Below are 15,029 nucleotides of genomic sequence, written 5' to 3'. Positions count from 1 at the left end.
CTTGAGGGCCGTCTTATTGGCAGATCCTGCTCTTTATCAGGCTTGATGAGGACGTGTATGCCAACCGAGCGCTGCACGCATCAGCCCGGGTGTCACAACCTCAACGGGCCGCGTTGAAACGATCACCCAGCGTTTCCCGGAAATGCTCCAGCAGAAACTCTATGAACACACGGGTTTTAGCCGGCAGTACCTTGCGCGCAGAGTAGTACAAGGACACTGAACCCAGATCTACGTACCAATCCGGCAGCAGCCGAATCAGTTCACCGCGCTGTAATCCGGACCACGCTCGCTCCAAGGGTACTAACGCCACGCCCAGCCCCATCAGCGCGCACGCATTCAAGGCTTCCGGGTCGTTCATGATGGCTGTGGGTTTGAGGCTCAGATCAAAGGTATCGCCACCGGCATTGCGCAATGTCCAGGTGCGTAATCTGTTGGTGTCGGTGGAGCGCGTGACGATGCCGTCCTGGCCCTGAAGATCCGCTGGCACAAGCGGCAGCGGCTTGCCCTTTAGCCAATCCGGGGCCGCTACAGCGACCAGGTGAAGTTTGGCCAACTCTCGCGCAACGACGCCCGGGCTCAATTCCATACCGCCGCCAATCGCAACGTCGAACCCTTCCCCGATCAAATCCACGCGTCGGATTTCAAGGTGCCAGTCCGGCACCACCGCAGGGTAACGTTGCTTGAAAACCTTGAGCAGGGGCAACACGTAATCGTAGGCGAACGAAGGCGCCATGTTGACCCGCAGTCGCCCGGCCGGCACATCCCGCGCGTCGCCCAGTTGCGTCATGGCGCCCTGGATGGTTTCGACACTGCTCGCCACTTGTTCATACAGCGCCTCACCGGCCTCGGTGAGGGAAAGGCTGCGCGTGCTGCGCTGGAACAATCGGGTGCCTAACCTGGTTTCCAGACGCGCGATGTTTTTACTCACGGCTGCGGCGGAAATACCCATCCGTCGAGCGGCTTCGGAAAAACTGCGGGCTTCAGCGGCTCGCACAAATGATTCCAGGTTGCCCAGATTGTCCACGCCCATCTCCAACGTTCGGTTGAAGCTGATTCTACCTATTCGTGACTAATTGGATGCGACCGTTGAGCCCATAGTGGCGTCGATTGAATTTCATTGATCAGACCAGGGCAGAATCTCATGGGCAAAATGTTGATCACCGGCGCGTCCGGTCAGTTGGGCAGTGCGGTTGTACGATCGCTTGTGACGAAAGTACCTGCGGCGGACGTAGTGGGGATGGTGCGAGATAAGAGCAAAGCGCAGGCGCTGGTGGATGTGGGCGTAGAAGTGCGCGAAGGCGATTACCTCAACGTCCAGTCCCTGGTCAGTGCCTTTACCGGGGTGGAAAAAATCTACCTGGTGTCGGCCGTCGCCTTCAGCGATCGTGTGGCGCAGCACAAGAACGTCTTTGAGGCCGCGCGTCTGGCCGGTGTCCGGCATGTGATCTACACCAGCATCCAGCGGATCAGCGATGATTTTTGCCCCATTGAAGGGGTGACGGCCAGCGACCTCGAAACCGAGGCGCTGCTGAAATCATCCGGGCTGGATTACACCATCGTCCGCCATCCGCTGTACGCCGACGGGCTCTCCCTGTTTATCGGCGAAACTGCACCGCAGAAGGGCTTCAGCGCCCCTGCCGGTCAGGGGCGGGTGCCGCTGACGAACGTCGACGAACTCGCGGAAGGTGGCGCTGTGCTGCTCAGCCAGTCAGGTCACGAAGGCCGCGTTTATCTGCTGAACAGTGGGCAAGCCTGGTCATTTACCGACATCGCCGCCGCACTCTCGCGCATCACCGGAAAAGCCATCGGCTATCAGCCGATTTCGAACGAAGCCTTCGTCGCCGCCCGGGAAGCTGACGGCTGGCCTGCGCATGTCGCAAGCTTCATTGGCGGTTGGTTCAACGCCATCGAGAAAGGTGCATTCGATCAAACCAGCCGTACCCTTGAGGAACTCATAGGCCGCAAGCCGAAAGACCTTGAAGCCATCCTTCGAGACGCGTTCAAGCTCTGACGGGTGATTGCAGGTCGACCATGGAGGGTCGCTGCGGCCAGACCATCCTCGATCAACTCGAGACAGTTTCGCGGACGACGTCGATGAACGCCCGAAGTCCTGCCGGCGTATGACGGTTGGCCGGGTAGTAAAGGCGCAGCCCTGGATACGCGGGAGTCTAGTCCTCCAGCACGCGGATCAGACTGCCTGAGGCAATATGCGCAGCAGCGGCGAAATCATTGGTCCAGGCCAAGCCGGCGCCTTGCAGCGCGGCCTCCAGCATCAGGTGATGGCTGTCGAGTGTCAGCGATCCACTGACATCGACCGATTGTTGCTCACCACGCTTCTCGAATTCCCACTTGTAGATCGCACCGCTGGGGAAGCGCACACGGATGCAGTTGTGCGCGAGAAGATCGGCCGGCACTTTCGGTTTTTTGCAGCTCGCGAAGTACTGGGGAGAGCCGACCACCGCGAACCGCAGTGGAGGGGTGATCGCAATGGCGATCATGTCCTGCGGCACGCTTTCCGCCAACCGTATGCCCGCATCGAATCCGCCAGCAACGATGTCCACCAGGCTTCTATCGGTGACGATGTCCACCCGCATGTCCGGATAACGCCGCAAGTACTCCAGCACCACCGGCGTGAGCACCATGTGCGCGGCACCTTCGGAGGTGTTCAACCGCAGGGTTCCCGCCGGTGTATCGCGAAATTCGCTGACCGCCTCCATGGCCGCCGAGATATCCCGCAGAGCGGGCTGCACCCGAAGCAGAAACTGCTCGCCGGCTTCGGACAATGAAACGCTGCGCGTAGTCCTGTGGAATAACCTCACGCCCAGGCGCTTCTCCAGTGCAGCGATCGCATGACTGAGAGCCGATGGCGACATGCCCAATTCCACTGCCGCACGCCGAAAGCTGCGGTGAGTCGACACCGCGACAACGGCGTTAAGTTCGAGAAGCCCGGATTTTTGCATTGTGCTGGTTCCTGCATCAGTTCATACGATATTAGCCCGATTGTTTGGCACAGTACTGACGCTTATCTTGATCGCAGCCACTTAATGCATCGAGGTAAAAGCACATGACACGGATCAGCACACCGTTCGGGTTTCATTCAACCGCACAAGAGGTCATCGAAGGGGTCGACCTCTCGGGTAAACGCGCAATCGTCACGGGTGGGGCTGCCGGTATCGGCATTGAAACCGCACGCGCTCTGGTCAATGCCGGGGCGAACGTGACGCTGGCGGTCCGGCGTCCGGACGCGGCGCAATTGATCGCAGCCGAACTGCGCGTAGAGGGCAGGGGCAGTGTTGAAGTTCGTTCGATTGACCTGGCGGACCTCGCGTCCGTGAAGACGTTTGCCGAGGCCTGGTCCGAGCCGCTGCATATCCTGGTCAATAACGCGGGGATCATGGCCGTTCCCAAGCGTGAGCTGACATCGCAGGGTTTTGAAATGCAGTTTGCGACCAATTTTCTCGGCCATTTTGCACTCGTGCTCGGGTTGCAGGACGCCTTGTTCAACGCCGAGGGCGCCCGGGTTGTGTCGCTGAGTTCAAGCGCAAACCTGTTGGGCCCAGTCGTTTTCGACGATATCAATTTCGACTTTCGGCCTTACGAACCTTTCGCGGCGTATTCCCAGGCCAAGTCGGCCTGTGCGCTTATCGCCGTGGAGATCACGCGGCGCTGGGCAGATCGCGGGGTTTTCGCCAACGCCCTCAATCCAGGGGCCATCGCCACCAACCTGCAGAAGCACACCGGCGGACTGAAAACCCCCGTCGAGCGGCAGAAGAGCGTGCAACAAGGCGCGGCGACCTCGGTGTTACTGGCGTCTTCTGCACTGTTGGACGGTATGGGCGGGCGTTACTTCGAGGACTGTAATGAAGCGCAAGTGGTCCGCAAGCGACCTGCCGATTACACAGGCGTTGCGCCTTATGCCGTCGATCCTGATAACGCGCAGCGGTTGTGGCAGGTTGCTGGACAAATGATTGGCTGAAGCCAGCGTGGCTTGCTGTTCCCTGAGGCAGAACTGGAAGGCTGCCCGAGAGGTACGCGACAGGAAGACGGCCGACTTATTTTTCACACTTCCTTCACCGCGCACCAACCGCTTGACCCCTAGATTGGCGCCACTTGCGTGGTGCCGGTCGGGCTGACTCCCGATGGCGCCATAATCCTCCGTAACCGAGCGATGCCATGGCGTACATTCTGATCGATGATTCCCCGGCCATTGAGCCCCTTGAGCCTGTACGAAAGTCTGCCCCGGCGTGCCATCGTGCGCGCGTGTCGATGCTGCTGATAGCGGTAAGCGTGGCGCTCGTCTGCGTCTGGCTGGCGAGTGGTTCGCGGGTGGTAGAGCTGGGTCGATCCGCGCCTGTATCATTCCCAGGTCGCAGCGCAATGGCAGCGTGGGGACGTGTTGCTGTTGATCCGGTTTGAGTTGGCGACAGGCTGTTTTTGAACCGGCCTTGTGGAGACCCTGCCGAGGGGCAGAACCCGTTTTGGCTACGTTGATGTTTTCTCAGCTAATCATTTCCAATCGACGGCCGTTACAGTTTCGGCGAGCGCCTCGGCGTCGCGATGCCCTCAATTTAGACAAAGGAAGAAGTAGGTGAAACGGTATATCTCTCTTGCACTGATCGTATTGGCCGCAACGTTGGGTGGCTGTGCAGCCACGAAACCTACCAACGACGCTTCCTTGGTTGGTTCATGGAAAGGCTTGCGCGAGGCAAACGGTAAGTGCCAGTTCCTGTCATGGAATACCCACTTCGAGCCAAACGGAAAGTTCTCTGTCACGTTCTTTCGAGACGCACAGCAAACCCAAAAAATTCAGACTGAACATGGCACGTGGACTGCTGCAAACGGCACGAACGCCTTGAAAACCGACGGTGTGCGCTTGCCCGATGTTTACACTTATAAGTTCATCGATGCCAACACCGTCCACTACACCAATATCAAGTCAGACCCGTCAGGTGATTGCCAGGAAGACTATGCATTTACTGAGCGCCGTATTCGTGGCTGAGGTCAGCCGCTGCTGAGCGTGCTGTCAGTCAAATATCCAACCGGTGACAGACCCAAGTAGATTCCACAGCGTCGTTCATGATGTCCATGACGCTGGGAATCTGCTTCCCCAGGTGAGCAAACCGTATTACAAAAAATTAGCTAACTCAATATCGCGAACGGGGTAGCGGCGACCGCTAAAGCAGTCTTGGACTCATTCGTCATACTACGAAGGTGATCCCATAAAATCTCGGCATTCGCGCCCAGCGTTTCTTTACGACGATAAATATTAATATCCAGTTCTATATCAGACTCTTTATTGCCTGCACGAACCAGATCTTTTCTTTCTATATCGTTTCGTACAATCTCCAGTGGCAGCCATGCAACGCCTAGCCCGGTTATCGCCATCGAGCGAAGACCGTCTGCCAGAGAACAATCATGAGTTTTACGCAACGCTGGCAAATCCGGATTGAACTTCAACATTTTTTCAAGCGCCCAACTCAATGAACAGTCCTGGCGGTAATGAAGGTATGAAATCTCGCCTTTAGGTGAACTAACGCTATTCAAAGGTTCCCCCAGCAAGTTGGGCGCGCTTACGGGAACCAGCCACTCCCGGCCTATCTTCAGACAGTCGAGCTCGCCCAGTGGTACGATTTTTTCAAGGTGTTCACTGATCCCGTTATGGTTATCCGCGAAAGCGACAACAAAATCCACTGAGCGGTCATTCAGGCGGTTGAAGCACTCAGGGAGGTTTGCGAAGTCTATGGAGAAACGACTTCCTGCTGACTGCCTACTTACCCTCGGCAACCAAGCCGGAAAAAACGCTCTGGACATGATATGTGGCGCAACAATGGAAATTTGCCGTCTGTTATTCTCTTGAGTGCGGATGACCGAATTTCTTGTCTTCTCCAACAGCTCTACGATTTCGACTGCAGCAACATGAAACTCCGCCCCCGCATCGGTAAGCTCAAGCTGATGACGTGTTCGGTCAAACACCGAAACACCCAACCATTCTTCCAACGCTGTGATCCTTCGGCTCAAGCCGGAGGTTGTGACATTGCAATGTATCGAAGCTTGGGAAAAACTTCGAACGCGAGCCAGCACAATAAAATCCTTTAAGGTTCGAAAGTCCGTCATCTTGCTGATCTCGCAATTTTTTGATGGTCGTATCATGCCATGCGCAACCAAGGGTCTGAAAGTCGAAAAAACCGCGCAGGCGTGAAGTTTTGTCAAAAATCCATGCTAAATCCGCAACGTACGAAATTTTCAAACTGCTAAAACTTCAAAGCGCCGTCAACACCGCATGCAGCCGCGGGCTCTAGTCTGCGAGCGGAACATTCGGGAAAGGGATTTTCTACTACTTTACAGGGAAGTAAATATGGATAACTCACAGAAGACACTTATTTTGGGGTGTGCATCGACAGGCGCAAAATTCACGCCACGCAACCACTACCTCACAGGGGATCAGCTTCTCGACTCCATTTGCACGGGCGTTACCATCAAGGCAGATCAAGACGCCATCGTTCAAGAAGCGATTGAACTTTATAACCTGGGGTGCCGTTATTATCATTATCATGCTCGCAATCCGCTAACGCAGGAACAAACAACCGATAATGATATTTATCAAGCGGTGAGCCGAAATATACAACGCTCCTGCAAAGACGTGCTTTTGAGTTTTGGAGCGAGTCGCAATGGTAAAGAAGTTCAAGAAAACATTAAAAGGTTTGGCGAATGGGAACGGGTTAGCCAATGCGCGTTACCTCTACACTTCGGCGGCGCTCATTTTGTCACCATTCAGGCCGCGATAGAGCTGCAGATCATATGCGAGCTGGGAAAGAAAATACAAAAACTCGACTTTGAGTACATGTACAGCTCTGCTTTTCTCGAAGATATACGGAAATATGTGCCATCTGAACGTGTTGTGCAGGCCACGATGGAAACAAATTCTACAAGTAGAGGTGCCGACTACGGTAGCACTTCACCTTTAATACAGTTCCAGGTTTACAAGAGTGCGATTTCAGCTCGCCGACAACTGGGGCTGTTTCACGAAGTTGAATGGGTTCAACTGGCCCGAAGCTATGGCATGACACGGTTCGCTGTTGAACACCCATCCCTGCAGCTGGGCAGTTCCGGCCAGCTAAATATAATTCTACTATTTGGATTTTCCAGTCGCCTGCCTTTTCCATCATCCTATGAAGAGTTTTGCAACATCATCGAAGTCGCCAGAAGTTTGGAGTTTGACATCTCCAATCCGGATTATAGAAAGCGTAAAATAACCATCACTGTGGGTGCCGCCATCATCCCGCAACAAGCCCATCTGCATTACAAGAGGGTGGATGTTGGGCCACGGAAAGGGACCGAAATGTGTGCTTTAAGGCGACTTGCCACATACGCCTGTCAACCTGGAAGTGGCGTAGATATTTTACGTGTTGGCATGGAAGATACACCCTATGGTGTAGACGAGAATGGAGAGGTGCATATGTGCGATAACCAACAGCTCATGGCCTATGTCCGTGAAGAAATGAACCATAATGGTGTGACCCCTGAGCTCAACCCGGAAACGATACTTAATCGAATGGGGCTCGATATTGTCAGGCACGAACATCTGACAACGCAACGTCAAAGGCCGCTGGGCGTATCAGAATATGATGGAGCTTTTCAATGATTGACGTAAGCGCTTTGCGCCAGAACTCAGGGTATCGCTGGGTTATTCTTCTGATCGCAACGGTGGCCCAAGCGTGTGCCTGTTTCTTTGTACAGGGTATCGGGGCTATAGCCATCTTTATCCAGCAGGATTGGAACCTGTCCACGATGCAAATAGGACTATTGGTTTCAGCTGCGCAATTAGTTCCTATTCTCGGGTTGCTGGTTGCGGGAGAGTTATTAGACCGTTTTGAAGAACGCTTGGTCGTGGGTATGGGCACACTCATCGTTGCGGGTGCACTTTGCGCCTCAATGCTTGCTGACAGCTACCTGATGTTGCTTATGTTTTTGATCGTGGTGGGTGCCGGCTACAGCACTGCGCAACCTGGTGGCAGCAAGTCTGTGTCCAGCTGGTTCCCAAAAAGCCAGTTAGGTTTTGCAATGGGTATCCGCCAGGCGGGCTTGCCCTTGGGAGGTGCGCTCTCTGCGGCGGTACTTCCCTACGTTGCCACCCGTTGGGGATGGCAGTACTCCTTTTTAGTGGGCGGACTGGTCGCATTGTTTGGCGCTATAACGTTCTTGAGTTTTTATCGATCGGCCAGTCCTGTTAAGCCCCCTCGGGTAAACACTGACAGGAAGGATCTGAAAGCCATTCTGGCATCAAGAATCTCCATGTTAAGCGACCCGGCGATGAAGAACATCATGTTCTCTGGTGTAAGCCTTATTTCAGTCCAATATGGGATTTTGATATTTACAGCCCTTTATCTTTACGATCTACTCGATCTGAGCATCACTGCCGCTGCCACCTTACTTTTTATTGCTCAAGGAGCGGGCATAGCGGGTCGTATTATTCTGGCCGCCTGGAGCGATCGCTGTAAATCAGGTCGGTATTTCCCAGTGTTGATCTGCATGCTCGCAGTTATTTTCGGCCTGATTGTCCTCGCTTGGGTTCCACTACGATCTTTCTGGATGTTGAGCATACTGGTCAGCTGGCTCGGATTCTTCGGATTTGGTTGGTATGGCCCGTGGGTAGCCTACGTTGCTGATTCCGCGCCTTCAGACAAGACGGGTTTCGCCCTGGGTTTAGCCATGGCGATCAATCAGGTTGCCATTGTCGTAATGCCTCCCGCATTGGGTTTGCTAAAGGACACGACACAAAGCTATATACCAGGATGGAGCATCCTGATAGCCATGACTCTGACTGCATTGCTCTGCACGGCCTGGAGCACATTTGGCTCTTCAAAATTGCCGTCATTGATTAAATAATTACCGATGACGTATTTTTGCTTACTTTAAACAAAAGGTTGATTTTGATTATTCATAAATATTTTAGTTATTCTGACCTTTACGAGTTAGCAGAGCGTTCACATTCTGTACGCAGTGCTTGCATTTGCAGTAAAAAGAATTTAACAGGATGGGAGAGCCCTGCGAGATCCTTGCCCGAAACGCTATTGTTCGATATTGGTACGCTGAAGTATGACGTTGAGGAACTGTTGACGCTTAACGAATATCATCCCGAGGACACCCATTACTGGTCATTAGATGCTCCAATTGCGCCGCTCTATTTCCCCTACAATTTATGTAAAATCTCTCAATGTTCCATTTGCGGTCGCTGTTATTTGCGCTATACCGAGAGCGGTGCTTACCATATTGAGGATAGGATTCGTAGCCTGGTCCCGTCCTTGATCATTAATGCGCCTTTACCTTAGACAGCTGAAAGCTCCTGTTGAATGGTGTCAAATCTAAAGTCTGACGTCGCTTGGCGCGGCTCGGCAGCTCGTTCGATAAATGGGCGGCGCTCTTCGCCGAATGCGCAGGATCGTGCGCACCACGCGGTCAGTCTCGCCGGCAGTGATGCGCGCCGTGCATCCCGGCCAGAGAGGATCAATCGCGGGATGGTGATTGCGCGCGGCGAACTCTTCGGTTTCTTCCAGGCTTCGGCGCAGGAAGAAAATGAACGGGACAATCATGCCGCCGACGAAAAAAGGAATCCGCCAGCCCCAGTCGGCCACCGTTTCCGGCGCCATCCACTGATTCAAGCTATAGCCCAAGGCAGCTTCAGGCGTGCCGCCAGAATCAGTTGCATCCCGAGAACATCATGTACGTACCGTCGCTGATGAGTATTCCGGGGTTGGTGGCCGCAGGCATCGGCGTAAGCGTGGTGCCGGAGACGATGACCCGGCTGACCATGCCGGGCATCCAGATTGTGGCACTGGACCACCCGGAAATGATCAGCGAGCTTTCACTGATATCGCGCATTGATGAGCGTTCCCGAGCAGTGCTGCACTTTATCGAGGAAGCTCACGGTTGGGGCTAGGTCATAAGCGTCCATACCGAAACCGCGCGTTCACAGCAAAGCTTTCACCTGCAATCCGAGCACGAACGCGTTGTCGATGTCTTCACCGGAAAACGCGCCCTGTTCGATGATGTATTGCACATCCGGGCGCAGCGTCAGCCACGCAGTGGCCTGGTATCCGTAGCCAAGCTCGATCAATTGTTCGGCACTGTTCAAATTCGGGAATGCAGCGCCATTGTTCAGCGCGGCGTCCTGCTGCACATCGCGGCTGCGCGGATTGGGTACAGCCCGGCCATAGCCCAGGGCGACGCTGTAACGCGGGCGACCATCGAACGGTTTGTGCAGAACCACGCCGGTGCCGTACCACTTACTGAACGGTGAAGCCGCTTCGCTGGCCGCCGAGTACTGGCCGAATGCGTGCAGACGGCGGCCCTCGGACGATTGCGAACGCCATACGGCTTGATCGACCAGCAGATAATGGCCACCACGGCCAGACACTTCTTCATCGCTGCCGATGCGTTTTACGTCCGAACTGTCGTAGTAATAGCCAACTTTATATTCGCCGGGCAAGTCACCCGCGTGCTTGTAAACCAGTTCGATGGGCACCACTGTTCCGGTTGTGTGCTTGGGGCCTAAGTGCCAGGCGCGACTGGAATTGCCGTTGCTCTCAGGGTCGACATTAAAGGCAGCCACGCGCAGCTGCCACGAAGACGAGAGGTCGTACTTCACCCGCACGCCCAAGTGGGCGTTGGGATAGTTGGTCCAGCCACTTCCGCCGGACATGTTCAGCGGATGTCCGCAGAAACCCGCGTTCATGAAGTTGCAGAGGGTGCCACTGTCCAGGGCACCCAGGTCGTTGCCCATGGCCATGTAACCCAATTTCACGTTGAGCGCCGGGGTGAATAAAGTGCGCTCATAACTCAGTTCGGTCAGACGTGTGTAAAGACCGCCGTAGTTTTCCTGGATCGGTAAACGGTTGTCGACCAAATCTTCGGTGGCGCTGTTGCCGCGTCGGTCGTTGAGGGTCAACTGGACTTTGCCGGCGTTATCCACGCCATACATTTTGCTCAGATCGAACTGGCCGCCGAGCTTGATGTTCTGCGAGTACCGGGCCGAACGGTGCAGACCACCATCGGCGCTGTAGGCGGTTTCGCCACTGTAGTCGCCGGTGAATTTGATGCCGCTTTCGTCCATCTGGTGGCGCAGACCGCCCCAATCACCCGTCAGGGTATTGCGGGTCAAATGGTTCGAATCGGTATTGCTATCGGCGAAGGCGGGCAGGGTGGCGCTGCAGGTGAGGCCCAGCAGTAAGCTGAGCCAGCCCGCATGTGAAAAGCGGACAGCCAAAAACATGTGAGTCTTCCTGGTGGAATCTGGAACGATTTCGCATAGCAGCGCGGCACCCGCAGGTGCCGCGCACGGAGAGATTGCCCGCCAGTGAGACGGGCACAGCGGTTTACGGCAAGGCGTAAGCCATCACGTAGTCGCCACGATCAGTCGACTGGCGCGCACCACCGGCAGTGATGACGATGTACTGCTTGCCGGTTTTCGGCGATACGTAGGTCATCGGGCCGCCCTGACTGCCCACTGGCAGGCGCGACTTCCAGACTTCTTCGCCATTACCGCTGTTGAAGGCACGCAGGTAGAAGTCCTGAGTGCCGGCAATGAAGATCAAGCCACCTTGAGTCGACAGGGTGCCGCCGAGTGTCGGCAGACCAACCTTGATTGGCAGGTACATACGGATGCCCAGCGGGCCCGTGTCTTCAACGGTGCCGACTGGAACTTGCCAGGCGACTTTCTGCGTCTTCATGTCGATCGCGGTCAGCGTGCCGAACGGTGGGGCCTGGCAAGGAATGCCGGCCACCGACAGGAAGCGGTTTTTGTTGACCGCATACGGCGTGCCTTTGAGCGGCACGGCGCCCATCCCGGTGTTCAACGCTTCGCCACCGGAAGTGGCCTGACCTTTATTCTGCGACGGGATCATCTGAATCCACAGGCCCAGGCGCATGTCGTTGACGAAGATGAAGCCATGCACCGGGTCAGTGGAGATGCTGCCCCAGTTCATGCCGCCCAGCGAACCCGGGAAACTCAGGGATTTATCGGTGCCGGGCGCGGTGTACAAGCCGTCGTAGCGCATGCTTTTGAAATCGATGCGGCAGAGCAGTTGATCGTACGGCGTGGCACCCCACATGTCGGATTCGGTCAGGTGCTGCGCGCCGATCTGCGGCATGCCTACCGACTTCGGTTGGGTCGGCGAGTACGGTTCGTCAGGAATGTTGGCCGCTTTGACCGGCACCTCATCAACCTGGGTCAGCGGTTTGCCGGTGGCACGGTCGAGCACGTAAATCTGCCCGGCCTTGGTACCGATGACCAGCGCCGGAATACTTTTGCCATCTTTGCTGAAGTCGATCAGGCTCGGCTGCATCGGCAGGTCGAAGTCCCAAAGATCGTTGTGAACGGTCTGGAAAACCCAGCGTTCTTCACCACTGCTGGCGTCCAGTGCGAGGATTGACGCGCCGTAGGTGTGATCCAGTTTGCTGCGCTCGACACCATAGATGTCGGTGGACGAACTGCCCATCGGCAGGTACACCGTGTTGGTCGCCGCGTCATAGGACATGGGCGCCCAGCTGTTCGGCGTGCTGCGCACGTAATGGCTGCCGTCTGCCGGCGCGTTGCGATCCTGAGGATTGCCCGGATCGAAAGCCCAGCGCATGGCGCCGGTGATGACGTCAAAACCGCGAATCACGCCACCCGGCATGTCGCTCTGCACGTTGTCGGCAACACGGCCGCCCACCACAACCGTCGTGCCTGCCATCAGCGGCGCAGACGACAACTGATAATAGCTGTCCGGCACATCACCCAGACCCGCCTTCAGATCAACCTGGCCATTGTTGCCAAAACCCTGGCAGAACTCACCGGTGTCAGCATCGACCGCGATCAGGCGCGCATCAATGGTATTGGTCAGCAGGCGACGCTGGCAGTTGGCGGCCGGCGCTGGTTTGGCTTCGATGATGGTCGAATCAGCGGGCTGAGCGATCGCGGTGGTAGCGTCGAAATAAGCCATGCCGCGGCATCGCTGCCAGACCTTCGACTGGGCATTGATCGGGTTTTTCCACAGCTCCTTGCCAGTGTCGGCATCGAGCGCGATCAGGTTGTTGTGCGGCGTGCAGATGAACACCTTGTTACCGACCTGCAAGGGCGTGAGCTGGTCTTCGGCGCCGTTGCCATCGCTTTCAGCCACGTCGCCCGTGCGATAAGTCCACGCCACTTTCAGCGTGTCGACGTTGCTGCGATTGATCTGGTCCAGTGCGGCGAAGCGGCTGCCACCTTCGGTATTGCCGTAGTGGGCCCAGTCCTTCTGCGCTTTGTCCGGCTCGACCGGCGTCACTCCCGGACCTGTGCCGGTTGCGGCGACTGTCGGGTGCGCAACGAACATATTGCCGGCGGCCACCGCCAGCCCGATCGCCAGTACAGCAGCGATGCCATAGGCGCCACGGCCCGGAACGCCGCCGTTGGCACGCTTGAGCAGTGGATACACCAACGTAACGGCCAGGCCGATCACGCTGAACATGAACAGGCGTGAAAACACCGGCCAGAACACCAGGCCCGCATCGCTGATGGCCCAAATTGCCGTGCCCACCAGAAACGCAGCAAACAGCCAGGCACCTGCGGTTTTGAAACGAGCGATCAGCAGACCGGAGGCGGCCATGACCAGACCACCTGCCAGGAAGTACCAGGAACCTCCCAGACCGACCAATTTCACGCCGCCTGCAGCCAATGCCAAGCCGAGGAGGGCGATGATCACGCCAAGCCCAACCAGAATGAATTTTGATATGCCCGAGAGGCGTTGACTCTGCTTCACGTTGAATGTCCGGTAGAAATGAGACGTGCAGTATATAGATAGCTAACTACCTAGTTAAATCATAAGTTTCTGATGACGCTTAATCGCTTGCCTTGCGCGCCTGATCGCAGACGGGCGTGAACCAAGGGATTTGAGGGGTTGATAAAACCATAGTCGCTTTTTTAGTCAGGGGGAGGGGATTCAGGCGGTTAAATCAGCGACGGGATAACCTCGGCAGATCTGTTCCGGTGCATTTCACAGGGGCTATCTGACAGTCAATCCGGATGGAACGCTGGAAAGTGTTCGCGAAACCAGTCCCCAAATGCATGTACCTGAGGTGCCAGATGGGTTCCGCTCGGGTACAACACTGAAACCCGCCGTTGGGTAGGGCGGTAGGATTGCAATACTTCAACCAGCTCCGTCAAACAACCATTCATGGGATCGCCGTGGCCCTACCGTCTTCGTTCGACCGTATGAACGACTTCCTGAACACTCATCACATCCGTCCTGTGACCGACCATGTGTATCCGTTCGAGCACGGTTGTCACCTACTGCGCCGAGTGCTCAACGCCATTGACCAGATGTCATGATCACACCGTGTGCACAGTGCCGCCTGGCCTTTTTGCAGGGTTTGTGCGAAACCGCATTTCACGCAGCAATAAAGTGCTGAAGTGGATGGTTTTTTGAACTCTTCGCGATGTTCAGGCGGCAGGACAGATAAACCAGGGCGTACGTCTTCTTGTTCGTAAAAATAAAGGCTGATATCCCCATCAGTCTCCACCAGCCCCAACCTGACTTGGCCCAGGTGTTCAACGCCTTGCTGCCTAAGCTCCATCAGTAGTTCGCTAGAGGACATATTCAGCTCCTCAAACGCTTTGGTTTCGTATAATCCATCGCTAATGACGGTTATAGGTAAACCATCAATCCATGCTTCAAATTTTTTGCTTTTGGTCATGGCCAACACGGTAATGCGGTAAAGCAGCAAAAGTGTGAGAAAGACTACGGCGACCGGCAGCAACGGAACGTCATGGTAGAACGACACGTCGCCCGCAGCAGAGCCCAGCGTCAGAATGACCACAAGTTCGAAGAGCGAAAGTTGTCTGATTCCTCGCCGACCACTGGATTTTAAAAACAGAAACACTGCTACAAAGGCAAAAGTAGCTCGGAACCCCACTTCCAACAAAAACGATAGTGGGAACTCGTCTATCAACATCCGTTGCAAATCAAAAGGCGACATCATTACCTCTGTTTTTTTCTTGAATTGGGGCAGTA

Annotated in this window: 12 protein-coding genes and 3 pseudogenes; 7 read left to right on the top strand and 8 right to left on the bottom strand. The window is 55.5% G+C overall.

The features are described from left to right. Nucleotides 1-100: 100 nt before the first annotated feature. Complete coding sequence (locus tag ACYZTS_RS20065) at nt 101-1,024, bottom strand: LysR family transcriptional regulator (RefSeq protein WP_028620300.1); 924 nt, start codon at nt 1,022-1,024, stop codon at nt 101-103. Nucleotides 1,025-1,141: 117 nt separating this feature from the next. On the opposite strand from ACYZTS_RS20065, the gene ACYZTS_RS20060 reads away from it, so the two are divergent. Further along, the gene (locus ACYZTS_RS20060) at nt 1,142-2,011 is read left to right on the top strand and encodes an SDR family oxidoreductase (protein WP_461991532.1); all 870 of its coding nucleotides are present in this window, start codon (nt 1,142-1,144) and stop codon (nt 2,009-2,011) included. Between the two features lie 157 nt (nt 2,012-2,168). Here the strand turns inward: ACYZTS_RS20060 and ACYZTS_RS20055 are convergent, their stop codons facing one another. Further along, nucleotides 2,169-2,960 (bottom strand): LysR substrate-binding domain-containing protein, encoded by a 792-nt coding sequence (locus tag ACYZTS_RS20055; RefSeq protein WP_461991530.1) that lies wholly within the window; start codon nt 2,958-2,960, stop codon nt 2,169-2,171. Between the two features lie 104 nt (nt 2,961-3,064). On the opposite strand from ACYZTS_RS20055, the gene ACYZTS_RS20050 reads away from it, so the two are divergent. Beyond that, nucleotides 3,065-3,976 (top strand): SDR family NAD(P)-dependent oxidoreductase, encoded by a 912-nt coding sequence (locus ACYZTS_RS20050; protein ID WP_461991528.1) that lies wholly within the window; start codon nt 3,065-3,067, stop codon nt 3,974-3,976. 612 nt (nt 3,977-4,588) lie between these two features. Further along, nucleotides 4,589-4,999 carry a hypothetical protein gene (locus ACYZTS_RS20045; RefSeq protein WP_461991526.1) on the top strand — a complete coding sequence of 137 codons (411 nt, stop codon included), beginning with the start codon at nt 4,589-4,591 and terminating at the stop codon, nt 4,997-4,999. A gap of 140 nt (nt 5,000-5,139) precedes the next feature. Here the strand turns inward: ACYZTS_RS20045 and ACYZTS_RS20040 are convergent, their stop codons facing one another. Next, nucleotides 5,140-6,114: a LysR family transcriptional regulator gene (locus ACYZTS_RS20040; protein ID WP_461991524.1), complete on the bottom strand. Its 975-nt coding sequence runs from the start codon at nt 6,112-6,114 to the stop codon at nt 5,140-5,142. Between the two features lie 241 nt (nt 6,115-6,355). Here ACYZTS_RS20040 and ACYZTS_RS20035 point away from each other — a divergent pair, with 241 nt between their 5' ends. Both ACYZTS_RS20035 and ACYZTS_RS20030 read left to right on the top strand, forming a co-directional pair. Then, entirely contained in the window at nt 6,356-7,642 is a 1,287-nt protein-coding gene (locus ACYZTS_RS20035; protein WP_461991522.1) for a 3-keto-5-aminohexanoate cleavage protein, read from the top strand. After that, on the top strand, nt 7,639-8,886 hold the full coding sequence (locus ACYZTS_RS20030) for an MFS transporter (RefSeq protein ID WP_461991520.1): 1,248 nt from the start codon (nt 7,639-7,641) through the stop codon (nt 8,884-8,886). The genes ACYZTS_RS20035 and ACYZTS_RS20030 overlap by 4 nt, the downstream gene beginning before the upstream one ends. 620 nt (nt 8,887-9,506) lie before the next feature. On the opposite strand, the pseudogene ACYZTS_RS20025 reads toward ACYZTS_RS20030, so the two are convergent. Next, nucleotides 9,507-9,677 (bottom strand): annotated as a pseudogene (locus ACYZTS_RS20025) (citrate-proton symporter); the annotation flags it as partial. A 23-nt stretch (nt 9,678-9,700) separates the two neighbouring features. On the opposite strand from ACYZTS_RS20025, the gene ACYZTS_RS20020 reads away from it, so the two are divergent. Further along, nucleotides 9,701-9,937, top strand: a complete 237-nt coding sequence (locus tag ACYZTS_RS20020; protein ID WP_461991518.1) for a LysR substrate-binding domain-containing protein — start codon at nt 9,701-9,703, stop codon at nt 9,935-9,937. Between the two features lie 30 nt (nt 9,938-9,967). Here ACYZTS_RS20020 and ACYZTS_RS20015 read toward each other — a convergent pair whose 3' ends face one another. The 3 genes and pseudogenes from ACYZTS_RS20015 to ACYZTS_RS20005 form a co-directional block, all read right to left on the bottom strand. Next, nucleotides 9,968-11,269 (bottom strand): carbohydrate porin, encoded by a 1,302-nt coding sequence (locus ACYZTS_RS20015; protein WP_461991517.1) that lies wholly within the window; start codon nt 11,267-11,269, stop codon nt 9,968-9,970. A gap of 103 nt (nt 11,270-11,372) precedes the next feature. After that, nucleotides 11,373-13,778 carry a glucose/quinate/shikimate family membrane-bound PQQ-dependent dehydrogenase gene (locus tag ACYZTS_RS20010; RefSeq protein WP_461991515.1) on the bottom strand — a complete coding sequence of 802 codons (2,406 nt, stop codon included), beginning with the start codon at nt 13,776-13,778 and terminating at the stop codon, nt 11,373-11,375. A gap of 254 nt (nt 13,779-14,032) precedes the next feature. Continuing rightward, a pseudogene (locus tag ACYZTS_RS20005) lies at nt 14,033-14,176 on the bottom strand (LysR family transcriptional regulator); the annotation flags it as partial. On the opposite strand from ACYZTS_RS20005, the pseudogene ACYZTS_RS20000 reads away from it, so the two are divergent. Beyond that, a pseudogene (locus ACYZTS_RS20000) lies at nt 14,177-14,347 on the top strand (NAD(P)-dependent alcohol dehydrogenase); the annotation flags it as partial. Here the strand turns inward: ACYZTS_RS20000 and ACYZTS_RS19995 are convergent. Continuing rightward, nucleotides 14,302-14,994 (bottom strand): DUF421 domain-containing protein, encoded by a 693-nt coding sequence (locus ACYZTS_RS19995; RefSeq protein ID WP_461996489.1) that lies wholly within the window; start codon nt 14,992-14,994, stop codon nt 14,302-14,304. The pseudogene ACYZTS_RS20000 and the gene ACYZTS_RS19995 sit on opposite strands and share 46 nt — an antisense overlap. Nucleotides 14,995-15,029 lie beyond the last annotated feature (35 nt).

This window comes from Pseudomonas sp. TMB3-21, from assembly GCF_054898145.1.
This window is presented reverse-complemented; position numbering and strand designations above follow the sequence as displayed.

Excerpts from the sequence above, each read along its gene's own strand:
- ACYZTS_RS20050 (WP_461991528.1), top strand. The coding sequence starts at position 3,065 with ATGACACGGATCAGCACACCGTTCGGGTTTCATTCAACCGCACAAGAG.
- ACYZTS_RS20030 (WP_461991520.1), top strand. The coding sequence starts at position 7,639 with ATGATTGACGTAAGCGCTTTGCGCCAGAACTCAGGGTATCGCTGGGTT.
- ACYZTS_RS20055 (WP_461991530.1), bottom strand. The coding sequence starts at position 2,960 with ATGCAAAAATCCGGGCTTCTCGAACTTAACGCCGTTGTCGCGGTGTCG.
- ACYZTS_RS20040 (WP_461991524.1), bottom strand. The coding sequence starts at position 6,114 with ATGACGGACTTTCGAACCTTAAAGGATTTTATTGTGCTGGCTCGCGTT.
- ACYZTS_RS20035 (WP_461991522.1), top strand. The coding sequence starts at position 6,356 with ATGGATAACTCACAGAAGACACTTATTTTGGGGTGTGCATCGACAGGC.
- ACYZTS_RS20015 (WP_461991517.1), bottom strand. The coding sequence starts at position 11,269 with ATGTTTTTGGCTGTCCGCTTTTCACATGCGGGCTGGCTCAGCTTACTG.
- ACYZTS_RS20060 (WP_461991532.1), top strand. The coding sequence starts at position 1,142 with ATGGGCAAAATGTTGATCACCGGCGCGTCCGGTCAGTTGGGCAGTGCG.
- ACYZTS_RS19995 (WP_461996489.1), bottom strand. The coding sequence starts at position 14,994 with ATGTCGCCTTTTGATTTGCAACGGATGTTGATAGACGAGTTCCCACTA.